The following is a 25,870-nucleotide window of genomic DNA, read 5'->3' on the forward strand; positions in this document are numbered from 1 at the left end:
TGCCGAAGATCAATCCAGTTCTGTACCTCTACGAATGCCCAAAAACCATGCGGGCAACCTTCGATAAGCTGGAGCGTTTCCTGAAGGAGCGTAATGTAGAAACCGTGATCTTTGCACACGAAGAACCTATGGGCGTAGAAGGCACCATTGAACTTCTCAATGACTGCCGTCGCCGAGTGGATCAGGTTGAAAAGTCCATTCTGGACGCAATTAAGGAAAAGCCGGGCATTTCCTTCCGGGAAATCCGTGACCGTGCTTGCGACGATCAGGGCATGGTTCGCGAATGGCGTGCACTTGTTTCTGTCAACGCGAGCCTGAATGCCTTCGAAATGAAGGGTGTCGTGAAAAAAGAAAACAACGGATGGGTATACTGCGGTGAGTAAACTGCCAAAATGCGCCGTGATTGGCGCCGGCACCATGGGAACGCACATTGCGTTCTCATTGGCCTTCGGTGGAGCTGAAGTTGCTGTTTGGGATCGCCCGGAAGCTGATCTAGCAGATTCTGCAAAACGTGCAGAACAAGCTTTCGACTTTGTGGCTTCTGAAGGCCTCGCCAAAGCAGAAGACAAAGAAGCTGTTCTCAAGCGCATTTCCTTCACCAATGACATGAAGGAAGCAGCTGGACCAGCAGGCTTTATTATTGAGGCTGTGCTGGAAGACATCAGCATCAAACAGGCGGTGCTGAAACAGGCAGAGGAGTTTTGCTCAGAAGACGCAATCCTGTCTTCAACCACATCTGCTCTGAGTGCAACCTCCATCCAGGCTGCCCTGAGCAAACCAAGCCGCTTTTGTATCGCTCACTACGCACAGCCAGCGTATTTAGTAAAGCTTGTAGAGGTGGTTCCGGGTGAGCAGACGGATGAAGCAGTGACTGAAGCTGTTACACAGCTGCTGAACGGTACCGACAAAACGCCTGTTCTCTGTCCGGATATCCCAGGCTTCCTCTGGGCACGCATCCAGCATGCAGTCCTGCGGGAGTTTGTTTGCCTCGTGGACAAAGGCCTTGTCACTCCGGAAGCTTGTGACACCATCCTGAAGCAAGGTTACGCCTCACGTCTCCCGGCAATGGGCGCATTCGAACATGCTGATCTTGCCGGTCTGGACCTGATTAGTGGCGACGCTGCACAAGCCGTCTGGAAAGACCTTTACAACGTCAGCAACCCACACGAGACCTCAATCGGCAAACTCCTGAAAGAAGGCCACACCGGCATGCGCTCCGGTCAAGGCTTCTACAACTGGAAAGACCGTGACCCCGACCAATTCAAATCCAACCGCGACGCCGAAATCGTCCGCCGCGTGAAGATTCAGGCAGGTGCTAAGGTTGTGATGTAAAACAAAAGACAAAAGAAACGGTGGCACGGGAGGCCTGTGCTGCCGACTACCAAAACTGATTTAGCTATTTGACCCTAACTTGATGATCTCTACCTGAATTGTGACGCATTAAGAATACTAGTAGTTCTTAATCTTCAAGTTTAAGATGATCAGCCTGCATATTAACTGCGGACAATTATCTAAGCCTTAGAGACATAGGCCTTAAGGGGGAGTGAACTGGCGTTATCTGGAACTTGACTTGGTATGCAACTCGGTTGCTCTGTAATAAGTGAGCTACAATTAACTCCTGGTTGTAATCGTACTTTAGCTGGTAGATCTTGGATTTGGGTTAAAGTAAAAAAATGTTTGCTGTGAAGGTACGCAAGCCTAATTTAGACAAGATTGTACTGTCACCAAAGACAGCACAAACTCACAACACCTGCCTAATAAGTGAATGATTGGGGCGGCTTACTGGGACTAGTGTTCCATTTTTTAGCTCTATGTGGAGTTTGGAACCAGTTTCTACGGTTTTGAACACCGCGCTCTTTCGTACCCAGTGTGATCGATGGACCTTGAAACCTTCTTCACCTGCAAGATCCTTTAGCGCAAGACCGAACCTATAATGAATTAGCTCGTGCTGACCTTTTCCAGAAACGCAAGTGTAGTGTTCTTCCGCTTTCACATGATCGATTTCATCCAAGCTGCTAATAGACTGTAGGCGTCGCAACAACTCATTTTCTGATTTTATATAATCAATGGAAGAGTTCTGTTGGGGTAAATCTTGTGTTTCATATCTAAAACGCGGGTAGTTGAGCAGTCTGTCGAAAGCATAGTTTGATGTAAGCCAGAAAATGACTGCTCTAGCAGTTTGCATCAACTCTTCGCTCACAGGATTGGTTGCAGCGTGATTAAGCAACTCAGAGTCACGTTCTGTTGGCCAGTATTCAGCGAATAAATAAGAAACTTGAGAAACTAAAGGCACGACCAAAACGCATGCCAATGTCACACCAACGCTGCATATGACCCAAAGAGGAGGCCGATAGGCTCGTGCTGATACCCAAACAAGTTTTGTCGTCAGCTCTGCAATCCACCAGGATACGAGTGCAATGAAACTAATGTAAATTATAGCACCGCTGTACCCAAGGGTACGATTGTATCCAGTCTCTGTTGCGGTGAACGCAGCCAATGCTAGTGGGATAACAACGAAAAAACTAAATCCACGCATGTCACGACGGCTCTGGAATGTAAACGGCTTGCTTTCGGTTTTTTCGACGGACAATGAACACTCCCAGAGCTTACACAACAACCGCATCACATGTCGGGCTGCACTACCAGTTTGTGGGAGGACAATTAACATAGTCTTCGTGAGGATCGAAGCCTAATGAATGGTAGGTTCGTGAAAAAGAGGCGGAAACCAGCCACTTTCAAGCAGCACACTTATAGGATTCAACCCAACCATGACGATAGGTTCCCAAAAATTCAATGAAGTAGTGGTTCGGGAACTCTATGCCAATCGTCCCTCAAACAGATCAAGACACAAGCCTACTTCTACGCTCTTTCCAAATTGAGCGTGAAGAGCAGCAAGATGAGAAGTCTAACAGCAAAATAATACCACTGGTTCTGCTGTTCGCAGCCGTTGCTTGTGCAGCAGTATTCTTTTTTTGGTACTTTGGCCAAGCCAATCAGCGGCCTACAGCCGCTCAAATAAGACCTACAGAGATACCTAGTGTACCTCCTCCAACTCCACCTGCAGCAAGTTGGATCGTAGCCGGCTATTTGTCCGCCGGGAATGAAGCAATCATAAGTACAGAGGTTTCGTCCACGTTAACTCGCCTACTCGTTGAAGAAGGCAGTACGGTTATTAAAGGACAAACTATTGCTCTGCTCGACAGTACCTTGGTGGAAGCAGAGCTGGAAATTGCAAAAGGGCATAGAAAAGCAAACTCATTGGCGGCTCAAGCGATTGAAGTGGAGTTGCAGGAAGCCAGACGTGTCTTAAGGCGTGCCACTCAACTTAAAGAGCGCGAGCTAACGAGCCAAGCAGAGCTAGATAAAGTTCAAACCCAGGTTGCTGTTTTAGAGGCAAAACATAGAGAGGCTGTTGCCAGGCATGAAGTGTCAGCTCATGAAGTCGATCGAGTAACTACCCTCCTAAAGAAACATACATTGACGACCCCTGTCTCAGGTGTAGTGACAAATTGTGGTGCTCGTCTGGGAGCGACAACATCACCAGAAGCTTTTGGCACCGGAGAAAATGGCGGCCTTTGCTCCGTCGTAGACATGTCTTCCATCTACATCGAGATCGACGTTCCTGAGACGATGCTGCACCGAATTAAACTCGGAGCAACCGCTCAGGCTTACTTGGATGCATATCCCGAAGACGCATTTACGGTAACAGTGCAATCCATTGCACCGATCGCAAACCGCGCAAAGTCGACGGTCCAAATCAAACTCAGCTTTGCCCGACCGGATGAGAGACTGCGTCCAAACATGATCGCAAAAGCGCACTTAAAGACTAATCCAGAGAGGACTGAGGATGACTAAGACACCAATTATCAAAGTTGTCGATGGGTGCAAGACGTATAGCAAATCCAGAAATGATGCAGTTGTTTTCGAACACCTGAACCTATCAATACAACAAGGAGAGTTTGTTGCATTAATGGGCCCATCAGGTTCTGGAAAAACAACGCTTTTACATTCTATTGGAGGTCTTGAGAAACTCACAAGTGGCCAGATCCTTATTGGAGGTCAGCAAATTGACCACTTCAACGAGCGACAACTTGCCCGTCTGCGGTCTCAGACAATTGGTTTCATTTTTCAGTTCTATAACTTGATGCCAATGTTGAATGCAGCAGGGAACATTGAGTTACCTCTGATGCTTACTAAACTTGGACAAAAGGAAAGACGCCGCAGAGTAGATGAAGCTGCAGAAATGGTGGGAATTCGACACCGTTTGAAGCATCGCCCAAATGAGTTGTCAGGAGGAGAACAGCAACGTGTGGCGATTGCACGAGCTCTTGTCGCTGACCCACCCATATTGCTTTGTGATGAACCAACTGGTGATCTTGATCGCGCGACAGCTACGGAAGTCATGAAGATCCTGCAGCTGTTGGGCGAAGAACTTGGTAAAACCATCGTGATGGTCACACACGATCCGTCAGCAGCAGACTACGCTGATCAAACTTACACCTTCAACAAAGGTGAGATCAGCAAGATGGATCGTGCGGCATGAACTCGGCTAAGTTTATTGCACTGAACTTTAAATCAGCATGGCTTCGTAATCTTCTCCTGATGTCTTCGATAGTAATCGCATATATTTTGTTCGGGATACTATCAGCGTTCCAGCAGTCTTACGGAGCAACCAGCTCAGACGATGATGCGAGCCGAATGATCACTGCAAACAAGATCAACTTTACTCAACCACTGCCTCTTTCTCATTTTCATGAGGTTCAAAAGATCCCAGCAGTAGGAGAGCAAACATATGCGGCTTGGTTCGGCGGTTATTATCAAGAGCCTCGCAACTCGCTTCACGCCATTGCGGTGGAGCCACAATCTTATCTAAAGGTCTACGGCAAAGATCTGCACTTAAGTGATAGTGCCCGGAAGAGTTTTCTCGATGATCGCTCTGCAATTTTAGTCGGTAAATCCATGGCAGAACAGTATGGCTGGCATGTCGGTGATCAGATATCTATTCTCAATAAGCGCATTACCCGAGCCGACGGGGCTCACAATTGGGTCTTCAGAATTGCAGGCATTTTTGAAGGCGCTACGGAGCAAATAGATACGTCCTTTCTCTACATTCACTACCGCCGGTTAAACGAGGCACGTGATCAGAATGTGGACACCATTGGCTGGATTGTTACCAAACCAGAAGTTGGAGAGAGTCCCTCTGCCATGGGGCAGGCTATTGATCAACATTTCAAAAGTTTCACTGACAGAACAACGACAGAAAGTGAACGCAGCTTCTCTCAGGCTTTTGTAGCCCAGTTTGGGGATCTGGCACTCGTAACCCTATTGGTTCTTGCAGCCGCATTAATGAGTTTAATTATGATCGTCGGAAGTACAACAGCTCTTTCTGTCCAGCAAAGAGCTCGTGAAGTTGGTATTTTAAAAGCCCTTGGTTTCACTCGCCAACAAGTTCTCCAACTCATCGTAACAGAGAGTTTTAGTGTCACAATTATATCGGGTTGCTTTGGTTTAGCGATTGCAGCTGGATTACTTGAGAGCATGGCTGAGAGCTTCGCTTCAATTGCACCTGGAATTGCCATTACATCAGAGATTTTTGTTGCCGGAGTTCTCTCTATGATTGCTCTTGCATCATTAGCTAGCGTTATACCCGCTCTGAAAGTCGTAAATGCAGACACAGCAACTTTGCTGCGAAGGAGCTGATGGAATGCAAAGTTTTGTGAGCCAAACAATTGCCATCACAAGAATGAACCTGAGAGGGTTAAGTGGTCGGGTAACGCTTACAGCTGCCACAATCATGTGTGTCGCGTTAGTAGTCGGAACATTGCTGGGACTAACTGCTCTTTCAGAAGGTTTGAGGTTCAGTCTTAGAAACTCTGGAGCTGCTGACGTCGTTATTGTTATGCGAGGCGGCAGTCAATCTGAGTTGAATAGTGAAGTGAGCCGGGAGCAAGTTCAGGTCCTGCAAAGTGCCGTTAACACCTCCGCAATTTCTCCTGAAGTTAGTCTCATTGTCGATGGTTGGCGAAAGAGCGACAACAAGCGAGCAAACATCGGATTGCGAGGTATTTCCGCTGCCGGAATAGCTATGCGTGATGGTATTGAAGTTGTTCAAGGACGTTGGCCTCAGGTGGGAACTGCTGAGCTCGTTGTCGGCAATAATGTAGCCAAAACCTATCAATACATGGAGGTCGGTGACACGATTACATTTGGCACAACAGCCTGGACCATCGTAGGCATATTTCAAGCGAATGGCAGCATGTCGGAATCTGAAGTCTGGGGGGACCTGACTGCGGTCCAAAGCTTCTTTAATCGTGCCGACCAAGTTCAAAGCGTTCGCCTCCTGTTGCCAGATCCAGCAGCGTTTGCAGACCTCTCGAATTTCAATGAAACAGACCCTCGCTTATTGTTGTCAATACAAACCGAAAAAGCTTATTTCGCTCGACAGGCTGCAAAGAGTAGCGATCTTGTACAAAAGCTTGCCTGGCCGCTGACCACTCTCATGGCAATTGGCGCGATTATTGGTGTGTTAAACATCGTAATGTCATCTGTAGCAAAGCGAACTACAGAAATAGGCACCTATCGCGTTCTCGGCTTCACTCGTTCCGCGATTTGCGTGGGATTGATACTCGAATACCTAGCGATTTGCTTTGTAGCAGGATTGCTAGGTGGGGGAGCTGTTTACCTATTACTTGATGGCTTTCAGGCATCAGCTCTTGCAAATGGCGTGACAAACATTGGCTACACCTTGAGGTTTTCGCATGAAGGATTACTCCAAGGTCTCATGCTCGCGACTACAATCGGTTTTTTGGTGCAATTTGTCCCGCGATAATCGTTAGCCTGCGCTCTCCCATAAGCAATCTTAAAAAATGATGCAGGCGAGCCTTTAAGCATTTGCCGTCATCAAGAGCCGTTAAAGCGAGATTGAGTGTGGGGAAGAACAACTAACCGCAACTTTCCCTACTCAAAGCGTCGCCCTTTCCCCAACACAAAGGGCGACGCATCAAAGGCAAAACGGCTCATCAGCCCCCTTAAGTTGGTTTCGTCTTTATTGACGATTGCTCTAAGCGACTCGGAAAGAATGATGATAGATCCCCTTTTTCCGTAGATATCGTGCCTCTCGCGCAGCGGATATTGCAATCGTTCGCTGCGCTGCGAGAACGCAGGTAAATAAGTGGCAGTTGCCAGCATTTGAGGCAGTTAGCAGACATTCAGACTACTCTATCAAGAGTTGAAGAATTAACGGATCGGTAATGTTGTAAAGCTTTTCTCAAACTCCCCTCTAACATGACTTCGCGCGTGAGTACCTCACGAAGAGAGTTTAGCTGATCTGTACAAACATCTGGACGAACAGACATAGAGCAAGGACCAGAGTGGCCTGATGGACACTCGCCTATTTCTGCATATTTTCAAGTGCATCGCCCCTTCTGTTGGGAAAAGGGGCGATGCTTTGGAAGGAGATGAAAGATGCGGTAATTTCTTTCATCTCCAAACTGCATAGGATGTGGTTAGCTGTATTTAGGGTTACATGACTTTTTTGAAGTTAGACACAACACCCCAGCTCAGCTGTCGTATTGCAGATCTGCTCTTACCTGTAACATCACCAAGCACCACCAGTTTTGTGTTACCACCTGCAGTATGCTTGAGAGACGCTCTGAGCTTTTGCAAGTTTGCCTCATTTTTATGGGTCCAGCTAAACCGGTCGTACGGCAAGATGACACTTGTTGCGTTGCCATGGTGATACGCAATCAGCTGCCCGTTGACGTTTTCAATCTTTGTGATTTTCTGCTTACCGTGCAGAGTATTGAGCATTTTGATCGCAACCACATTGCTGAATGCTGTTGAGCGGTTGCGCGGAGTGCCGCCAAACTCGACAAGTGCTGTTTTCGCCCCCGGAATCCGCTCTAGAGCTTTCACGTAGCCGGTATAGATCGTCTTTTCGCTAGGTGTGTATTGTGAGTTGAGCAGGAACTTATCGACTGCCTTGCGGGAAGTCCCGTTACCGAGCAAACGCTCCCTATTCACCTCAGCCATCTCCTTCGGAGATTTGTTCAAGGTGCGTCTGGTGATGCTATCAACTGTTGTAACGCTCAAGACCACATAACCGCCGACACCTGGGATCATTCCAAGGCCAGTGTCCACACCGAAGCTACCAGCTGCTCTGGCGCTTGCGTAGCTTTTCAGCTCAGAACGCAGAGGTTTGTAGTGGGTGTATGGATCAACTTTAAGCTTAAATGCCGCTTCACGCAGTGCATCGGGACGTCCAACAATCCCTGCAATCATGCCGTCTTTCTCACGCTTTGCAGTCTCTTTCGGCAACTTACCCTTGTTGGTGACAAAGGTCTTGGCTTTAGAGAGGCCTTTCTTCGCGCTTTTGTAGGTGTCCTTCGCATTATCATATGCGTTATTTGCAGCTTTGACGGGAGACGTGACAGTCGAGTAGACAGATTTAATCGGTGTTACTACCGCATCGCCAGCCCCTTTTGCAAAAGCCACCACCTTGTTTCGCTCTTTGAGCTCTGCAAGAGCCTGTAACTCACGGGTATGCTTGCTCATGAGCTGATTGCCATGAACTTTATATGTACCTTCCGGCGTTTTGACTGTGTAGATGTAATAGCGCCCATCCGTTTTCACCTCTGGGGCAATCGAATAACCAACTCCTCTCAGGGACGTTGAAAGCGTTGAAGACGTATTTACTGGGGCTAACTTGTCATAGTTTCGAGTAGTTCTACCAATTTCTGATTGTGCAGCAATCGAACTGTAAGTCTCTGTCATTTTTGCATCAAACAAAGACGTGTCACTACTATTGGCCATACAGGCAGTTAGAGATATACTCATGGAAGCGCAAATAACAATATGCGATGGACGCATGACTTTAACCTTCGTGTTGCTTGATTGTGTTCTTATGTAATCATGCAGTACATTTCTTTACTGCAGTTCCGGTATCATGAATGCATCACTTATTCTTGCATTCATGACTTTCAGTGTCGAACTCTCCAATCATGCGGATTAGAATGAGTGCGAAGAACACACCTACGACCAAGTCTAACAGACAAATTACCCAAAGCATTTATGTCCCATATGATAATATAATCGACACCCAATCATCATTTATATTCCATGATTCGAAATATAAAATACCAACGTCATCTTAAGTTAGATCACATATTCTTGTTGCAACCCCGTATTAGATTTAAATATAGTAATAAATATCTGCACTATTCCTCGCATTATCATTTGTTAATGGATTTCCACTTTGTAGTTATTGGCAAGTATCCTATGGTGAATAAGCATAACTCAAACTGGCCAGGAGGAGTGGAGATGCCTTATCGTCATCTAATAAATGCCTCATAAGCCTCCTTCTAAAAGGAGGTGATGATATCAATTGGCAATCTAAGAGTACTACCCACAAACCCACGCAGGTTTTGCCCCAGTCCCTTTGGGCTTTTCGAAGTGGAATCCGAAATCAGGTCTGATTGCTCAAGTGTCTTTCGAAACTCTGGACTAAACTCTTCCAACTGTGAGAACTTGGTGTGATGCAGTCCATCAAGAGCATTTAACTCTGTGATGTCCACCACCGTCGCGCCAAGTTTCGCCAGCTCCTTCTCATTCGGGTAGGCACCAACTCGTTCTTTACCGCCAGCAAGCGCTGTTGATATGCGAAGTGCTCGGTCATCGCGGGAAACAATCACGGTAAAGGAGCTATGGGAGAAATTGAGTTCACTTAATTGCGCCCTGAACAAATCGATGTCGATGTCCGGGGCTGCAAGAATGACATGCTTTAGCTTCTTTGAGAGGAGCTGGCGTTCTTTTTCTGTTGCTTGAAGGACCGTTTCCATGAGCAGCCAAGTTCCCATGGAATGGGCCAGAACGGTCACTTCCTCTGCCTTGCTCTGCGCAAGCATAACCAATGTGTCTTGTAGAGCCTTCCGTGCGATGGCCGCGCTGTTTAAGTCGTAAATATAATCCTGCGCTTTGCCTCTTGAAGCCCAGGAGAAGAAAACCGGGATCGCATCTGTTTTCGTATCATGAGCTATCTGTGCAAACCGGTATAACCCCTCAGGGAAATGTATATTGTAACCATGAATAAAGAGAAATATCTGCCGTTTTCCTTTGGGAAGCTTTGATAGCCTTTGGTTCAGTTTTTCCTTAAACTGCTCCTTATCAGCGATGTAGTTTGCCTTACGTGCTACAAAATCTGTGCTTGGATTTCCCGGTAACTCCTTAGGCCATTCAATCGCACCAAGCTTATGTTTTGGAGGTACTGAGATGGACGCCTCCGCATAGCTTGCCCCACTCGCCCGCTCACCGTTGAAGTAGGTGTTGGGGCGTTCATCTTTTTCTCTAGTGGTGACAATCATGATGTCTTGCTGCTTTGCACCTTTGGCAAAGCTGTCGTTCAGCTCCAATGCGCCAACCGATGGCCTGCTCATACATGAACACAGTGAGAGAGAGACAAGCAGCAACAGCGCAATTTTAAGAGGATCAAGTTGTATTTTAGAAGATGTGATGCAAAGTGACAGCTGATGCATTGAGTTAATTTAGTCTAGTAAACCAGGCCTCTTCCTTCTTTTCTGACGAAGTGTTCATTGCAAGCTACAAAGCGTTTGGGAGCATGGCATTATACCTTGTTAAGAAAGAGAGTTTTTTGTAATTCAATTACTTATGACTGCAGGGGCAGGCCTTTTCTCTGACCTGCCCCTGCAACCTTTAGCATCACTCCGGCTGTGCTTTAAACTTCCCAAAAGCAAACAAAGTTCGATAAAGAGATGGCACGAAAACCAGCGTGATTGGTGATGCTAGTAGCAGCCCTCCAATCATCAGGGTCGCCATTGGCTGGAACAAAACGCCACCTGTCAGCGCCATAGGAACCAGTCCCAATACCGTTGTTAAGGACGTCAAAAGAATAGGCGTCACCCGCTTCTTCGCAGCCGCAACGATTGCCTCATCCAGTGGAAGGCTCCGTCTCTCAATGTCTATCTGATCGATAAGGACAATGGCATTGTTGATGATGATGCCCGCAAGAGAAATCAATCCCAAGATTGCGAAGAAAGAGAGCGGACGACCAGTGACATAAAGCGCAAGTGGCGCGCCGATAACCACCAGTGGGATCGTCATGAACGTTAAGGAAACGCGGCGTACAGAGTTAAACTGAAGCATCAATGCTGTGAGAATGAGTAGCAATGCTGGCGGCATACCATTCATGAGAAGCTCGTTAACTTCTTCACTCGTCTCGGATTCACCACCGACACCAAGAGAATACCCCTCTGGCAACTCAAGCTTTTGCAAATGGGGTTCCATAAATGCCTGTAACTCGGGGGCTGTTAAAGTGGCGCTTTTTCCAAAAACGGTAATCTGCCGAACCTGATTTTCTCTACGGATCTGCGCATATTCGAAATGAGGCTCGATATCTGCTATCTGATCCAGCGTGATCATTCCGTTTGGAGTTACGACAGCAAGGTTTTGCAAGTCGCCGATATTCGTCCGAAAATCGCTCTCAGCCCTTAAAACAATTGGAATAGACTCAGATCCTTCACGATAGATGGACTGTTCTTTCCCTGAGAAGAAGGTATCCATCATCTCTGCAATCTGTGCAGAAGAAAGACCGTGCACTCGCGCTTTGTCCTGCGAGACATCCATCGTGAGCTTTACACGCTTGTTACCCCAATCATTTTCGTTTGTGGTTATGCCGGGAGCAAGCGCAAGGCCAGCTTCGATCTCTTTTGCTTTGGCAAGCAAGACATCACCATCTGGACCACGAAGCTTGTATTCAACAATTCCGGGCTCGCCTTCCCCCATGGAAAGGCGCGTCACCCGATAGCGGGCCGCTGGACGATGATCAGTCAGATATGCCCATGCTCTATCAGCAGCTTCTGCAACTACCGTGCTATCGCTCGCATTGACGACAATGAATGCATTGGCTGGATCACCTTCAGCAGGGTCCAAGCCGATGTAAAACCGCGGTCCGCCACTGGCAACATAAACCGTTGTGTTTTCGATCTCAGGGTTGATTTCTTTATCGTTCAACCAAGTGTCAACGGCCCGCGCTTCTTCAATAGTTGCTTCAACCGTGGCACCCCGAGGCATATCCAAATAAACAAGGTATTCGTTTCGCTCAGAAGGTGGGAAGAGTTCAGCCTTGAGTACGCCAAAAAGAGAGATAGAAGCGGCCACTGCTCCAAGACTGACGATGAGAACAAATAACCCGTGACGAATGGTGCTACGGCACAACTTTCCATATAGCTTTACCAGTAAACTCTCTCGCTCTTTCTTCTTGGAAGGTTTGAGAATGTGAACTGCAAACAATGGCAGCAAATAGTGGGCGCTCAACCACGAACCTGTCAGCATGAAGGCCACAACTGCCCCCAGCGAGAAGGCCATTTCACCTTCAGCTCCATCCAGTATGAACATCGGAATGAAGGCAGATATGGTCGTAATAGACGCCATGGCAAGTGGAATGAGGAACTGCCCACCTGCCTGACACGCAGCTTCCTTAGGCGGAACGCCAAGATCCAGTTTCTTCTGAACTTCTTCAACAACGACCAGACCGTTGTCCACCAGCAGTCCGAGCGAAATTATCACAGCAGCAATAGAGATCTGCTCCAATGCAACACCCCACCGAACCATCACAATGAGTGAGAACATTGCCGCAAACGGAACAATGCTTGCTATCACCAATGCCGGACGGATACCGAGGAACAGAAGGACTGCCAGAAACACAACTGCAAAGGTTTGTCCGACATTTTTGAGGGCTCCGTTGATTGTCTGTGTTACGACCTGTTCTTGGAAGGTTGAAAATTCAAACTGTATGCCTGTTGGATGTTTCTGCTCAAAACGTGGCACCGCTTCCTTCAGCATATTGCCGATCTTTTGCACGTCCCGGTCCTCAGCCATTTCAACGGAAAGGATGAGAGCAGGTTTCTCGTTATAATAAATTGGTGCAGTTGGCGGGTCGGCATACCCGCGCCTGACGCTAACAAAATCCTTGAGGCGCGTGAAACCACTTTGCTCCGGAAGCTTCGTCAGCAAATCTCCGATGGCGTCAACAGACTTGAAATCACCATTGACTTCAAGAGAGATCCGTTGTCCACCAGCTGTGAGGGTGCCAGCAGATGCAATGATGTTTTGTGCCTTTAGGTCATCCAGAACCTGATTTACGTTCTTACCGATAGAGGCAAGTTTCCTACTATCAAGATCGAGCCAAATGCGCTCTTCCTGACGGCCAAAGACCGTAACTTTCTTAATGCCATTCAGCGTGTAAAGATCCTCACGCAATCCATCAGCCGCATCCCAAAGCTCTGCGTAGTCAAAACCTTCGCCCGTTACAGCAATGGTTGCAACACCAACGTCGCCAAAATCAGTGTTCACCATAGGCCCAACTGTCCCTTCAGGAAGCTGGCCTTTGGCATCTAGCATTTTGTTTCGGATGTCCTGAAAGACCCGATCCAGTTCGCTTGTAGGCACCGCCGCATAGATCGTCACAGAAAGCTCAGCTTTCCCATCTGTGACCCATGTTTCAATGTCTTCAATTTCGCCCACTTCTCGTGCAACACGTTCAAGCGGTTTAGCAATCAGATCTTCAACCCGTTGCGTGTCCATACCGGGAAAGGAAGCTTCAATCTGCGCGATACGGATGGTTACAGCAGGGTCTTCACGCTTGGGGATCTGGATGTAACTTATCACTCCCATCAATAGGATACCCAGCGCGATCAGGCAGGTCAGGCGGGAACGTTCCAACCCTACGCGGGTCAAAAAACTAGTGTTCATCACTCTGCCCCTACATCCAAGAGGCGTACTTTTTGACCATCTCGCAAGAATGCAACACCAGCAGAAGCAATACGTTCACCGGTTTGTAGACCATCAGTTACAACAATGAACTCACCCAAAACACCAGAGGTCTCAACTATTCTTTCAAGAACACAATTGTATTTTTCATCGTAGACGAAAACGATAATTTGTTCTTCGCCATTCTCCACTTTGCTCGCATCCGTACTGATTGCAGAAAATGGAATGAGATACCCCTCAGGCTTATCTAGCGGTATTTTGAACTCCACTTGTGCCGCCATGCCTGCACGAATATCAACGTCACTATCTTCAACGAGCGACAACCTCACAGGGAAGGATGAGACCGCGTCCGCTCTTTGGCCTAGCTCAGTCACAATAGCAGTCAAACTAACATCTGGCTGATCAGTGAGTGTAACTTCAGCAGTCGTACCGATGTGAAGCTGAGAGGACAGCTGGTAACCCGCTGAAATTCTCAGCTCGAAGGCATCTTTTTCATAAAGCGTCGCAATTGGAGAACCAACGCTGACCGTTGCATGAGACACCGCTTCAACCGAGTTAATGACACCGTCGAACGGGGCATGGAGCGTGGCTTTCGTCAGGTTGTTTTGAGCCGAAGCAACAGCTTGTGTGGCTTGATCCAGACGGGCTTTGCTTGTGATTTCAGTTGTTTCCGCATTCTCAATGGCAACTTTGGAAGCAGCACCACGAGAAAACAAAGTACGCGCCCGTTCCAAGGCCCGCACTGCGTTTGAATGCTCCGCATTAGCAAGGTTAAGCCGTGCTTGCGCTTCACTTAACTCAATCTTCAAAGAAGTCGGATCAATCTGCGCAAGAATCTCGCCTGAGGAAATTGGCTGCCCGATCGTTAAATCAAGCGGTTTTAATGTTCCGCCAATCTCGAAGGACAATGCGTTTAACTCCGCAGGTTCCAACACACTTGGAAAGCTACGCAAACTATAAACGGGACGCTCTTTGACCAGATAGGTCTTGAGCGGGCGGGCTTTCGGTTCAATAGGATCAGTTGTATTCTCCTGACACCCCACAAGCGCAAGTGTTGCGAGTAGGACCAAGATTTTGCCGAGTGTAGACATACGTATCATCTTCACCAGGCCTGCTTATCTTCTGTACGACTTTGAACTGAGAGAGAGCAGCTATTAGCAAACACCTTTTGAGCGCAATAGGACAGCGGGTCCATTCTCGTAAGGAAGCAAAAGCTTACAAAGGAAAACGGGGTAATTTTGTTTCCGACACGCACTGAGCAAACTCCTTACCTGAATCTGCTTCAGAGATACCTACAAGGGCGCGCGTGCGACGATAACCTTTGTTAAGAATTTTTGATTTTTGACCGAATTCGGCTCAAAGAAACTGCTGTGATCCTGAGGTAAGACGCAATGTAATAAACGAGAATCATTTTAAGTAAATAGGCATCACCTCCTACTCTTGCGTGTGAGAACAGCTGCTCTTTTGAAGAACTCTGGATCCCAGTCGGTGATTGAAGTTTCTTCTACGGCGGATTGGAGGCGGAGGGTTTGGTCGGAGACGAGGGCGGAGAAGCCGGAGAGAGCGAGGTCTTCCAGCATTGCCAGTTCCATGAAGGCTTTTTGGCGAGGGGAGCGTTGGGATTTGTACTCGCCGTTCCATTTTGTTGCGAGTTTAGGATTGCTGACGAAGTCAGTCAGGCCTTTTTGCTCCTGCGGTACGCTTAATAGATCGGATGTTTCGCTATTCAGAGGCTTTGAGTTGAGCCATTCGGTCGTTTCGCCTTCGATGAAAGGCGTTCCATCATCAAAACACAGTTCGCGCAACTCAGGGACACGACTAACAAAACTCTGAGTGCTTTCAGTGATCGCATTTGCGACCTGGATGTGATCGGCTTTGAGTGCCAGTTGTGCGGCGAGATACTGGCCTTCAATCCAAAAGGGCATGGAAAAAAGTGTTGTTTCCAGCTGGTGAATGATCGAAATATCTGGCGTGCCTTGCTTTAAGGCATCCCTATACTTGTCGCAGGTATCGATAGATATTGCCGGGATAATGGTTCGTGGTTCTGAAGTGATTTGCGGAGCGCCTGTTATCTCTTGCCAACACGCGTGGCGACGGAGTTGGTAGATAAAGGGCAGAGACGGGTCTTGCTTAAAGATGAGTGTACAGATCTCAGCTGTGAGGCGCTTAAAGGAGCGAGCATCCATTGCTGTCGATGAGCCGATTTGACCGGCACTTGTTGAATCTGCAGAGGTGCCGGAACTGGAGGCTTTGCGTGCTTGCTCGTTCTCTTGCTGTTTTTTCTCCAGCTCTATGCGTTCTTGAAGGACACGAAAATCTTTTATCAATCCATGTTCAAGCAAAAGCTCGTTTTTGATCAGGCGGGCAAGACTTTCCTCAAGCTTATCTGCCTCTGATCCGGGTTTTCCGGGTAAAGTATCCAGACTGAAGAGCCCGCAAATGCGTCTTAGGATGAGCTCAAACCTGCGATCTTCTTTGGGGTGAAGCTCTGACTTGGGTGTGGTTAAACATGCATCGAGCGCTCTGATGCAACTGGCCAATGCGCCACGAGTTTTCCGCGTCATTCTTGCCAGCAGGAGTGCTTCGAAAACGGCCAGGCTCTTTTGCGTGTTCTGCAACAGTTTAAGGGCTTCTCGCTCCACCAGGTTCCAATCGATCGAGCCATGTGAGAGTGTGCCGCGCTTCATTAACTCGTCACTGACGGCATCGAAATCTGGGTGATCTTCGATATCATCTTCAAACTCTTCCGAAATAGGCGAAAGAACCACCTCTGCCAGATCATCGTAGGATGTCACGAAAATGGAAGAAGCAGCCGGAGCTACCTCTTCAGAGTTTGTGTCTAATGTGGTCATAGGCATCACATCTTTGCTGGCAGGATAAGGCCAGAGAGCGGCTGCTTGCGTGCCAGTGAACTGGCTCCTTTATGAAGCAAGGAGTATGTTGCTTTCTGCCCGTTGAAGCTGAATTCGATCAGCGCGCCATTGCTATCAAAGCCTTTTGTCGTGGCAAAATCCAGCAGTCGGAAGCCAGACCACGGCCCCTTAAAGGTGGTGGTGTGTGGACGACCACGACCCGCTGGGAAGACTGATAGGCTGCTCTCAGCTTCATTTGTGAGAACATTCGGCCAAATCACTCTAATAGGGCGACGTGGGCCGTGAGAATAAGAGATGATTTGTCCTTCAATATTCATCACGGCGCGGCGGAGTTTTGCGGAAAGAGAGACTGGCTGGATGTTGTACTCCACACCGATCAGTCCTTCTGAGTTGAAGTAGCTTCTGCGCAGATCTAAGATGATCTTGAGATTATCCTGAAATTCCTTAGCGATGGCGAGATGGCGACCATCGATGGTTTTAGGCTCGCCCGTTGCCTCATCAACAAACACGATCAGGTTCTTTTTGTAGAACGTTTCGATCTTGCCACCCGGACCGAAGAAGCTTTCAAATTCTTCAAGTGGGATCTCTTGCTCAGCCTGCTTGTTGAAAGGATAAAGCTGTGCGTAGTTGAGGTTATAGTCTGCATAGATTTCCTCGTTCCAACTGCGTTGCAGCTCTTTCTTGGCTTCTTGCAGTAACACTTTCCAACTTTGATCAGCCAGTTTTGCGAAGAAGCGATTGAGTGGGCTGGGAAGATCCACACCAATGCGTTTGAGTGTGTAGATTGGGTCTTCGCCCTGAAGATCAATTCTGGCTTTGGCGCGCGACAAGGCCACTTCGCCAGATCGTTCTCCAGCTTGGCGGATGTCTTTCAGATACTCATACAGAGTATTAAGAGCCGCATCGAGATCTTCAAGGTATGCCTTCTCGCCCTCTTCAGCTTCTACCAATCCATTGAGATTGGAAAAGGCGCGGCGAACGCGGAGACCTTGCTCTCTGTAGATGTCAAAAGGTAGGTCAGAGTTGACGGCTTGCTCAGCATTGAGCTCAATGAGCTTACTCTCGTAAATTTCTGTTTCACTCTTAACCCGGTTGATGAGCCGATTAAGAGGTCTGTCTGGCCCAGTTAGTGTTTCCAGAATATCTACGGCGTGATCCAGATTTCTGAAGTCCGTAATTTCCAAACGGTTCAGCGCGTCATTCCAGTTTGAGATGTAGTTCGTTGCATAGCGGGATGCGATTTTGCGACGGAACTCTTTCAGGTCAGCTTGGGAATATTCAACGGTGTCCCGCTCATCGGCCACCCAGGCATCTTCCACGGCGACGACGGACAGGCCGTCATTCATTTTGACGAAATAATCGAGATAAGCATCTTTTGTAAAAAACTGCTTTACCCCAATTGGTTGGTCGTCATGAGCGGTGTTGCCGGTTCCGCTGAAAACGATGTTGTATGCCGGCCCGATGTCGTTTCTGAAGTTCACAGGAGAAGCCAGTTGTCTGTCACTCACTTGCTCGATGTTGCGGTAGAGACGCAGATCTCGTGGCACTTCTCTCAAATCTCGTTGAGAGGTCTCGACCAGATCTTTGTCCAGCTTCGCTTCTAGCTCGGCAGTTTCGATGGCAAAGACAAGGTGATCGCGTAGCGCTTTTTGCAGCTTGAGATTGCCTTCAAACTGCTCCTGCCATTTCTGTTCCATCCAGGATTTGACGAGAAGCTCATTCCGCCGGGAAGCATCGCCCAGCATTAGGTAGACGCGCAACGCTTCCAGCCGTTCATTACTGTCTTTGCTGGGTTCATCATTCCCAAGAGCTGCGATCTCGTTTCGAACATATGCTGCAACCTCTGGCAGGAAGTAGCGGGCCAGCATATCGACGTAGGCTTTTTCAACTTCCGGGCCGATCTTATAGCCCTGATAAAGTGAGAGTTGGGAAACAAGCCAGTTTCTGCCGCGATAATTGCCAAAGATGTCGCTTGCAGATGTGAGTGCGCCAAGAGGACGGATGTAGTTCTGCCCAGAGGCGTTAAGATTCTTATCAGGACCTTGCTGAAGCAGCTCTTCAAAGCTCTCGGTGATATCGACGACCTCATCAGCTCGTGCCCGATTATTTTCATAGCCGACCCAGTAGGTGCTGAAAAAGCCAACATAGAGTAGTGAAGCGGCAATGCCAGACCCGACGAGAGCAAAGCGTTTGGCACGTTCAATCTTGATGTTGTCACCCGCCAGGCCAGCTTCTTTGAACACGACCTGATCAAAGAGCGAAGCAGAGAAGTACTGTTTGGATGGGCCGCTATGAATGGGCAGGATAGGTGCTGCGATCTCATATTTCTGCGAAGTTGCCAGTAAAACCGGATTAGTTGGAATGGCTTCCTGACGTGCAGAGGAAAAGAAGACACCACGGATATGAGGAGCGGTTGAAAACTTGTCCTGGTGGAGGGCTTTCCCCAGAAAAGAGCTCAGTATGTTGCTCAGACCAGCCATTTCGCGCGTGAACAAGTATAGCTGGCGCCTTTGATGCGCCGACCGCATTTCAGAAAGTCGGTCTACAACGGTGTTGTTGAGGTCATCAAGAAACTTGGCAAAGGCTGAGTTGAACTCGTCCAGCCATTTATCCTGATCACGGCCATCGTGAAGATCAAATGTAAAGCCGAAGGGTTTTGCTCTTTCGGCAGCAGCCAAACAACCAATAAACTCATGGAAGCCATCAATCAGGTCAAACTTTGTGAGGACCACGTGTACGGTGTAGCGAGTGCCGAGCACTTCCGTCATTTCGCTCAGGCGTGCGTGAACAAGGGCAGCTTTCGTTGTTCGTTCTTGCGAGCTGAGTGAAAGCAGTTCGGAGAGGTCCAGACACAAAACGACGCCATTGATTGGCCTACGAGGCCGGTTATCCCGCAGAAGTTTTAGGAAACGCCGCCATAAACCCGAGTAATGCGTTTCTTTGGAGTCTGGTTGTTGTCCGTTTACATGTTCAACGAACTGGCCTGCGACATCAAAGAGAACAGCTTCATCAGTTACCCAGCAATCGACGTCTTTGGTTGGTTGAACGTGTTTTGCATCTTCCTGAGAGAATAGGTGGGCGAGCGGGAACTTTAAGTTCGATTCAACGATTAGGGATGTCTTACCTGAACTGGGAGAGCCCAATACGACGAACCAGGGAAGTGCGTAGAGGTTCTTTCCTTTCTTCCGTTCACCCTTGCCTGCCCAGTTTCTGCTGATTGTTTGGAGTGCCTGTGTGAAGCCGCGTTCAAACTCATTCAGATAGGATAGATCAGGTGTCTTTGGCTTTTCTTTTTTGTCTTTATTTTTACTTAAATCAATCTTTTTCTTCTTTATGCTTACATAAACTAAGTTACTCACGCCCCAAATGACAGAAAATATGGCCATTGCTACTGTTGCATAGATTAATTTTCTTTCGTCTGTTGGTGCGAAAGAGAAGATCGTATCCCTGAATAAAAATACGCATAAAAATAGTAAAATTAGAAATGTTAGGCTGATAAATATATATGACGTAGTTATTTTAATAATCGATAATAGTATTAATTTGATTATTGAAAGGGATTTAGCCATTACTACGCTTCTCTGATTGGTGTTAATAGGCGCGAATCACGTGTTGTGTTTGAATAATCTATTTGTTTCAGAATATTTACTTTGCTAATCAATATGACTAAAGTCTAATAATGCAACTTTTACTTTTCTGTTGTCGATCGTTTTTCTTTCCGATAGGCCTAAAGAAAATTTAGAGTCGAATTGACGCTAAAGTGTTTAATTTTAGATTTGAGTATAATCTTAGGTAAATCCTAAGTTGTTTTCTGATTTTCTAAGAAGAGATGGGGAAGTTCTATGGCTGGCAAGGAAGGTTCTGTTGCGCCAAAAGAGCGAATTAATATTCGTTATGTTCCGGCAACTGGTGATCAGCAGGAAGAAGTTGAACTGCCGCTGCGTCTAGTCATGCTGGGTGATTACAACGGTAAAGAAGATGACACGCCTCTTGAAGACCGCGAGCTGCTTTCCGTCGATAAAAATACCTTTGCATCGGTTATGAAAGAAGCTGGTCTGGAGCGTGAGCTGACAGTCAAAAACACCCTTGTTGAAGATGAGGATGCACAGCTGGCTGTGAACTTGAAGTTCGAAGGCCTTAAAGATTTCGAGCCAGACTCCATTGTTAAGCAAGTACCTGAACTTAAAAAGCTAATTGACCTTCGCGAGGCGCTGGTTGCTTTGAAAGGACCGCTTGGGAACATTCCGGCGTTCCGTAACCGGCTCGAGCAGATTTTGCAGGACAAAGAGCAAAGGGAAAAGCTTTTGTCAGAGCTGGATGCAGTCGTGTCTTCTCAGGAAGAAACCAGCTGATTTCGAGCTGTTGCAAGTGAAATTTCTGTAAAGCTGCGGAGCTCCATAGTTTTGATCCGCAAGTACTTTTCTAATTAAAAACATGGATATGATGACATGGTAGATGTATCAGCCTCTGCCGGCCAGCCGGATGTTGCCGGTGCGGGCGCCGCGATTTCTCTTTTAGATCAGATTATGGAAGAAACGCGCATTCGTCCGGAAGATGAAGAAAGCTATTCCATAGCGCGCAGAGGCGTTGAAGCGTTTATTTCTGACCTCCTTTCCAGTCAGGAAGTTGATCAGCGGATCAATCGCGTTCTGGTAGATCGCATGATCTCCGAGTTGGACTTGAAAGTTTCCTCGCAGCTGGACGAAATCCTTCATGATGAGAAGTTTCAGGAACTTGAGTCTGCCTGGCGTGGACTGAAGCTGCTGGTCGATCGCACGGATTTCCGCGAAAATATCAAGATTGATGTGCTTTCTGTTTCCAAAGACAAGCTGCTGGAAGACTTTGAAACGAGCCCGGAAGTCGTGCAATCCGGCCTTTACAAGCACGTCTACTCTAGTGGTTATGGTCAGTTCGGTGGCGAGCCGGTTGGCGCCATGATTGCGAACTATGACTTTGGTCCGGGTGCTCGCGATGTAAAACTGCTGCAGTTTGCTGCTTCTGTCGGTGCAATGGCACATGCTCCATTCCTTGCGGCTGCCGGTCCAAAGATGTTCGATGTTGACGAGTACGTGGACCTGCCTGCACAGAAGGATTTGTTCTCCATCTATGAGGGGCCACGGTTCCGCAAATGGATGGGTTTCCGCCAGAGTGAAGACTCTCGTTATGTTGGCCTTACCTGTCCTCGTTTCTTGCTGCGCATGCCATATGATGCAGAAGAAAATCCGGTTAACTCCTTTGTTTATAACGAGAATGTAACCGAAGAGCACGAGAGTTACCTCTGGGGCAACACATCGTTCCTGATGGCAACTCGACTGACTGAGAGCTTCGCAAAGTATCGTTGGTGCCCGAACATCATTGGTCCTCAGTCTGGTGGTGCTGTTCACGATCTTCCAGTGCATGTGTTCGAAGCATTTGGTCAGCTTGAAGAGAAAATCCCGACAGAAGTTCTCGTCACAGATCGTCGCGAGTTTGAGCTTGCAGAAGAAGGCTTCATTGCGCTGACCATGCGCAAAGGCTCGGACAATGCCGCTTTCTTCTCGGCTAACTCAGCTCAGAAGCCAAAAATCTTCCAGAACACCAAGGAAGGTAAAGAAGCAGAGACCAACTATAAGCTCGGCACGCAGCTTCCTTACATGATGATTGTGAACCGTCTGGCGCACTACATCAAAGTACTTCAGCGTGAGCAAATTGGTTCCTGGAAAGAGCGTGAGGATCTGGAGCGTGAGCTGAACACCTGGCTTCGCCAGTACGTGGCCGATCAGGAGAACCCACCTCAAGATGTGCGTTCACGCCGCCCATTGCGTGCTGCTGAAGTTATCGTCTCCGATGTTGAAGGTGATCCAGGTTGGTATCAGGTGTCTTTGAAGGTGCGTCCGCACTTCAAATACATGGGTGCAAACTTTGAGCTGTCGCTCGTAGGTAAGCTGGACAAGGATAGCTAAGGCTGACTTATGAGAAAGCGCGAAGATACCGTTGTTTGGGACAGTAGACTTCGGACAGCTCGGGGCAGTTTGTTTGAGCGTTTGATTGCTGATGAGGAGGAGGTAGCTCCTCCTCAGAGCGTTGATTTGCTGGAAGCCAAAGTAAATTCGATCAAACGTCACTTGGCCAAACTGTTGAACGCCAGAGCAGGGGCTTCTGCTGCTACTCCGGATTTAGGGCTGGTGGATTTCAACCTGTCCAGTGTTGCGACCAACGATCTGACCCAACACATCGCAGCGTCTATTCGTCAATGCATCGAAAGATATGAACCTCGGGTGAAGGTGCGATCAGTCCATTTTGTCCGTGATCCCGACAGGCCGTTAGAACTGCGCTTCAAAGCAACGTTGCTCATGCCCGCCCTTAGCAAGGGAGAGCAGGTGCAAATCGATATCCTCATGAAAGACGGGCATGTCGCCCACATTGTTTAGTTAAGCAGGCAACCAGCTGTGAAAGCTTCTTACTTTCAGGACGAACTGACTTATCTGCGCGAGAGCGGTCGGCTTTTTTCCGAGCGCAATCCGAGGCTGTCAAAGTATCTGTCTGATGCCTCCACGGATCCTGATGTGGAACGGTTGCTGGAAGGCTTTGCGTTCCTGACATCAAGATTGCGCGAAAAGCTGGATGATGAGCTGCCAGAGCTCACCCACTCACTCGTGCAGTTGCTTATACCGAATTTCCTGCGGGCATTTCCTTCAACAACACTGATGCAGATGGTGCCCGTTGAAAAAGCGATTACAGAACGTCAGGTTCTACCTGCCGGTTCGCAAATTCTGTCGAAGCCCGTTGATGAGATTGTTTGCCCGTTTCAAACCACTGCAGATGTAACCGTTTATCCGCTTGATATCGTTGAGCAGGACGTTCAGCGCTCACGCGAGAGCACGGTCCTAACGCTTAAATTCCAGACACTATCTGGTTTGCCGTTGTCCCGGTTGAGCTTCCGTGATCTGCGTTTATGGATCGCAGGAGATGAAGTCGCCGCGCAGATGCTTTATCTGTGGCTGGGGCGATATCTGAAGGACATCAGTGTTTGCTTTGACTCCGAAGAGGCAGGGGATGACGAAGTTACTCGCTATAAGCTTCCGATCTCAGCATTACAGCCGGGCAGCTTTGGTGGATCAGAGGCCCTGCTTCCCAATGAAAACTCGGCCTATGAGGGCTATCGCTTGCTGCAGGAGTACTTCGTCTTTCCTGCGAAGTTCCAATGCTATGATATCGATGGACTGGAACCGTTTTTCCGAAATCGCGAAGAGACAGATTTCTCATTAGAGCTCACGTTCTCCAGACCTCTGCCACCAGAGGTTAAAGTCCGCCCTGGAACGTTCCGTCTTTACTGCGTGCCAGCAGTGAACTTGTTTGCCTATGATGCTGAGCCGATGAAGATCGATCATAGCCAGATGCGGTATCCAATCAGGCCAACTGCCAATGGGCGCGGTGCGATCGATATCTTCTCTATCGACCGCATTATGAGTTGGCGTGCTGCAAAAGATCCATCAAGTGGGTCTCATTTGCGAGAGTATCCGTCTTTTGAGTCTTTCCATCACGAAGTTGAACGGGCAGACGGTCTCACTCAGATTTATTATCGCTTGCGGCTTCGCGAAGCCTTGGGCAAGCGCGGCATGGAACATCTGGTTTCATTCGTGCGCCATGATAATGAGCGTGCGATCCCGGAGCATGAAGTTCTGTCCGCAGACCTGAAATGCTTTCATCCCAATCATGCGATGGAACTGGGAGCAGGGGATGTGTGTGAGCCAACTGGTGAAACGCCAAGCTTTGTGACCTTCAAGAACTTGGGTCAGCCAACCGCGCCAGTTTATCCGCCACTGGATGGATCGCTCTACTGGAACCTGATTTCCAATCTTTCTCTCAATTACGTCTCTCTTCTTGAGAAAGAAGCGTTGAAGACCGTGATTGCGACCTACGATTTTCAGGCGCGCCTGAACCGGCAAGACGAGCGGGTCAGTAAGCAGCGTATTGATGGCATTGTTTCGATTGAGACAAAGCCAGTCGACAAGCTATTCCGAGGGCAGGCTGTTCGAGGTTTGAAAACAGTCATGTCCCTCAATGAAGAGGCGTTTCAGAGTGAGGGCGAAATGTTCTTGTTCTGCAGTGTGCTCGCAGAGTTCTTTTCTCTCTATTCAAGTGTCAATTCGTTCCACGAACTCATCGTAAATGGAACGCAAAATAATGAAGTTTATCAATGGCCAGCGAAAATTGGGCGACAGCCTCTGATTTAAGAGGTGACATGCAGTTTAATGCTCGCAGCTGGTCCTTCTTCCAAGCTGTTGAGTTGATCCAGCGTTGTTATGACGAAAGCACTGAAGTTGGCACGCATCTTTTGCCAAAAGATGAGAAGATCAACTTCAGTGTCATGCATTCACTCGGCTTTCCGCTCTCTGATATTGCCAGTATCGAGAAACGAGGTGAGGCAGAAGATAGTGACGAATCGATCAGTTATGCTGACTTCAATATGGAAGTCACATTCCTTGGCTTGCATGGCTCAAGTTCGCCGCTTCCCTCTTACTATCAAGAGGTTATAGCCAAGTATGATGCGCAGGGCTCCTTGATGAAGGGGTTCTTTGATTTCTTCCATAACCGCCTTGTTGGCCTCTTGCACCGTTCCATGCGCAAGTATCGCTTCTACGTGCGTTATGAACCTGGGGCGTTGGATCCGTTCTCTCAATGGGTGTTCTGCATCTTCGGGCTTTCAGATCAGGAAGCTCGTCGCAAATCCCCGATCAATTGGGCACGCTTGCTCACATTTGCGGGTGTATTGGCCTCCCGAAATCGCTCACCGGCTGCCATTGCCAGTGTCGTCTCACATGCCTTCTTTCATAAGGATGTTGAGGTGGAAGAGTGGGTCGCTCGCAAGGTGGACATTCCTGCAGCTCAACGCTCCGAACTTGGACAGCACAATATGCTTCTGGGTGAAGACACCATTATCGGGGACAGCGTTTCCGATATCTCTAGCAAGTTCAATATCTTTATCAAGAACCTGAGTTTCGAGCGTTTTCAGGATTTTCTCCCGCACGGGCGTGACTACAAGGCCCTGCGAGATTTGGTGGAGTTCATGCTCCGCGATCAGCATGCTTACGACATCAAACTGGAACTTGCACCCAAACAGGCCGCACCTGTTGAGCTTTCAGATGAATATCAAGGACGGCTGGGTTGGTCGACGTTTCTCGACAAAGGCGATGAGAGCCCTCGCGAAGTTCTCATTTCAGCGCGGTTGTAGG

The 25,870-nt window shown here is 48.2% G+C and carries 18 protein-coding genes and 1 pseudogene; 11 read left to right on the top strand and 8 right to left on the bottom strand.

The annotated features are described in order from the left end of the window. A pseudogene (locus tag PJE062_RS10240) lies at window positions 1–383 on the top strand (MBL fold metallo-hydrolase); the annotation flags it as partial. Then, window positions 376–1,332: a 3-hydroxyacyl-CoA dehydrogenase family protein gene (locus PJE062_RS10245; protein WP_008549068.1), complete on the top strand. Its 957-nt coding sequence runs from the start codon at window positions 376–378 to the stop codon at window positions 1,330–1,332. The pseudogene PJE062_RS10240 and the gene PJE062_RS10245, both read left to right, overlap by 8 nt. Before the next feature lie 409 nt (window positions 1,333–1,741). On the opposite strand, the gene PJE062_RS25800 is transcribed toward PJE062_RS10245, so the two are convergent. Beyond that, window positions 1,742–2,590 (bottom strand): LytTR family DNA-binding domain-containing protein, encoded by an 849-nt coding sequence (locus tag PJE062_RS25800; RefSeq protein WP_050773897.1) that lies wholly within the window; start codon window positions 2,588–2,590, stop codon window positions 1,742–1,744. 227 nt (window positions 2,591–2,817) lie between these two features. On the opposite strand from PJE062_RS25800, the gene PJE062_RS10255 reads away from it, so the two are divergent. The 4 genes from PJE062_RS10255 to PJE062_RS10270 are packed head-to-tail and all read left to right on the top strand — an operon-like array spanning window position 2,818 to window position 6,829. Continuing rightward, window positions 2,818–3,855, top strand: coding sequence for an efflux RND transporter periplasmic adaptor subunit (locus PJE062_RS10255; RefSeq protein WP_008549360.1), 1,038 nt, complete (start codon window positions 2,818–2,820; stop codon window positions 3,853–3,855). Continuing rightward, the gene (locus PJE062_RS10260; RefSeq protein WP_371256292.1) at window positions 3,842–4,543 is read left to right on the top strand and encodes an ABC transporter ATP-binding protein; all 702 of its coding nucleotides are present in this window, start codon (window positions 3,842–3,844) and stop codon (window positions 4,541–4,543) included. The genes PJE062_RS10255 and PJE062_RS10260 overlap by 14 nt, the downstream gene beginning before the upstream one ends. Then, window positions 4,540–5,700 (top strand): ABC transporter permease, encoded by a 1,161-nt coding sequence (locus tag PJE062_RS10265; protein WP_008548969.1) that lies wholly within the window; start codon window positions 4,540–4,542, stop codon window positions 5,698–5,700. Before PJE062_RS10260 ends, PJE062_RS10265 begins: the two co-directional genes overlap by 4 nt. A 4-nt stretch (window positions 5,701–5,704) precedes the next feature. Continuing rightward, complete coding sequence (locus PJE062_RS10270; RefSeq protein ID WP_050773907.1) at window positions 5,705–6,829, top strand: ABC transporter permease; 1,125 nt, start codon at window positions 5,705–5,707, stop codon at window positions 6,827–6,829. 128 nt (window positions 6,830–6,957) lie between these two features. On the opposite strand, the gene PJE062_RS26350 is transcribed toward PJE062_RS10270, so the two are convergent. From PJE062_RS26350 to tssM, 7 genes are all read right to left on the bottom strand, one after another. Then, the gene (locus tag PJE062_RS26350) at window positions 6,958–7,188 is read right to left on the bottom strand and encodes a hypothetical protein (RefSeq protein WP_008549166.1); all 231 of its coding nucleotides are present in this window, start codon (window positions 7,186–7,188) and stop codon (window positions 6,958–6,960) included. A 333-nt stretch (window positions 7,189–7,521) separates the two neighbouring features. Then, window positions 7,522–8,553 carry a hypothetical protein gene (locus PJE062_RS10275; RefSeq protein ID WP_157039128.1) on the bottom strand — a complete coding sequence of 344 codons (1,032 nt, stop codon included), beginning with the start codon at window positions 8,551–8,553 and terminating at the stop codon, window positions 7,522–7,524. A gap of 806 nt (window positions 8,554–9,359) precedes the next feature. Next, a complete protein-coding gene (locus PJE062_RS10280) occupies window positions 9,360–10,406 on the bottom strand; it encodes an alpha/beta hydrolase (RefSeq protein WP_208982247.1) in 1,047 nt (348 codons plus the stop codon). A gap of 307 nt (window positions 10,407–10,713) precedes the next feature. Continuing rightward, window positions 10,714–13,764, bottom strand: a complete 3,051-nt coding sequence (locus PJE062_RS10285) for an efflux RND transporter permease subunit (RefSeq protein ID WP_050773898.1) — start codon at window positions 13,762–13,764, stop codon at window positions 10,714–10,716. Next, on the bottom strand, window positions 13,764–14,873 hold the full coding sequence (locus PJE062_RS10290; RefSeq protein ID WP_037036598.1) for an efflux RND transporter periplasmic adaptor subunit: 1,110 nt from the start codon (window positions 14,871–14,873) through the stop codon (window positions 13,764–13,766). Before PJE062_RS10290 ends, PJE062_RS10285 begins: the two co-directional genes overlap by 1 nt. Window positions 14,874–15,209: 336 nt before the next feature. Next, window positions 15,210–16,634, bottom strand: coding sequence for a TssA family type VI secretion system protein (locus tag PJE062_RS10295; RefSeq protein ID WP_008549233.1), 1,425 nt, complete (start codon window positions 16,632–16,634; stop codon window positions 15,210–15,212). A gap of 5 nt (window positions 16,635–16,639) precedes the next feature. Continuing rightward, the gene (gene tssM / locus PJE062_RS10300) at window positions 16,640–20,224 is read right to left on the bottom strand and encodes a type VI secretion system membrane subunit TssM (protein ID WP_256377907.1); all 3,585 of its coding nucleotides are present in this window, start codon (window positions 20,222–20,224) and stop codon (window positions 16,640–16,642) included. Between the two features lie 273 nt (window positions 20,225–20,497). Here tssM and tssB point away from each other — a divergent pair, with 273 nt between their 5' ends. From tssB to tssG, 5 genes are all read left to right on the top strand, one after another. After that, complete coding sequence (tssB, locus tag PJE062_RS10305; RefSeq protein ID WP_008549395.1) at window positions 20,498–21,007, top strand: type VI secretion system contractile sheath small subunit; 510 nt, start codon at window positions 20,498–20,500, stop codon at window positions 21,005–21,007. A 96-nt stretch (window positions 21,008–21,103) separates the two neighbouring features. Next, window positions 21,104–22,597: a type VI secretion system contractile sheath large subunit gene (gene tssC / locus PJE062_RS10310; protein ID WP_008548882.1), complete on the top strand. Its 1,494-nt coding sequence runs from the start codon at window positions 21,104–21,106 to the stop codon at window positions 22,595–22,597. Window positions 22,598–22,666: 69 nt separating this feature from the next. After that, window positions 22,667–23,065 carry a type VI secretion system baseplate subunit TssE gene (gene tssE / locus PJE062_RS10315; protein WP_008549175.1) on the top strand — a complete coding sequence of 133 codons (399 nt, stop codon included), beginning with the start codon at window positions 22,667–22,669 and terminating at the stop codon, window positions 23,063–23,065. Between the two features lie 18 nt (window positions 23,066–23,083). Next, a complete protein-coding gene (gene tssF, locus PJE062_RS10320) occupies window positions 23,084–24,871 on the top strand; it encodes a type VI secretion system baseplate subunit TssF (protein WP_008549386.1) in 1,788 nt (595 codons plus the stop codon). Between the two features lie 8 nt (window positions 24,872–24,879). Continuing rightward, window positions 24,880–25,869, top strand: a complete 990-nt coding sequence (gene tssG, locus PJE062_RS10325; protein WP_008548997.1) for a type VI secretion system baseplate subunit TssG — start codon at window positions 24,880–24,882, stop codon at window positions 25,867–25,869. Window position 25,870 lies beyond the last annotated feature (1 nt).

It is taken from the genome of Pseudovibrio sp. JE062, assembly GCF_000156235.1.
GTDB lineage: Bacteria > Pseudomonadota > Alphaproteobacteria > Rhizobiales > Stappiaceae > Pseudovibrio.

Excerpts from the sequence above, each read along its gene's own strand:
- PJE062_RS10255 (WP_008549360.1), top strand. The coding sequence starts at position 2,818 with ATGCCAATCGTCCCTCAAACAGATCAAGACACAAGCCTACTTCTACGC.
- PJE062_RS10265 (WP_008548969.1), top strand. The coding sequence starts at position 4,540 with ATGAACTCGGCTAAGTTTATTGCACTGAACTTTAAATCAGCATGGCTT.
- PJE062_RS10270 (WP_050773907.1), top strand. The coding sequence starts at position 5,705 with ATGCAAAGTTTTGTGAGCCAAACAATTGCCATCACAAGAATGAACCTG.
- PJE062_RS26350 (WP_008549166.1), bottom strand. The coding sequence starts at position 7,188 with ATGCTGGCAACTGCCACTTATTTACCTGCGTTCTCGCAGCGCAGCGAA.
- PJE062_RS10275 (WP_157039128.1), bottom strand. The coding sequence starts at position 8,553 with ATGAGCAAGCATACCCGTGAGTTACAGGCTCTTGCAGAGCTCAAAGAG.
- PJE062_RS10285 (WP_050773898.1), bottom strand. The coding sequence starts at position 13,764 with ATGAACACTAGTTTTTTGACCCGCGTAGGGTTGGAACGTTCCCGCCTG.
- PJE062_RS10290 (WP_037036598.1), bottom strand. The coding sequence starts at position 14,873 with ATGTCTACACTCGGCAAAATCTTGGTCCTACTCGCAACACTTGCGCTT.
- PJE062_RS10295 (WP_008549233.1), bottom strand. The coding sequence starts at position 16,634 with ATGACCACATTAGACACAAACTCTGAAGAGGTAGCTCCGGCTGCTTCT.
- tssM (WP_256377907.1), bottom strand. The coding sequence starts at position 20,224 with ATGGCTAAATCCCTTTCAATAATCAAATTAATACTATTATCGATTATT.
- tssB (WP_008549395.1), top strand. The coding sequence starts at position 20,498 with ATGGCTGGCAAGGAAGGTTCTGTTGCGCCAAAAGAGCGAATTAATATT.
- tssC (WP_008548882.1), top strand. The coding sequence starts at position 21,104 with ATGGTAGATGTATCAGCCTCTGCCGGCCAGCCGGATGTTGCCGGTGCG.
- tssG (WP_008548997.1), top strand. The coding sequence starts at position 24,880 with ATGCAGTTTAATGCTCGCAGCTGGTCCTTCTTCCAAGCTGTTGAGTTG.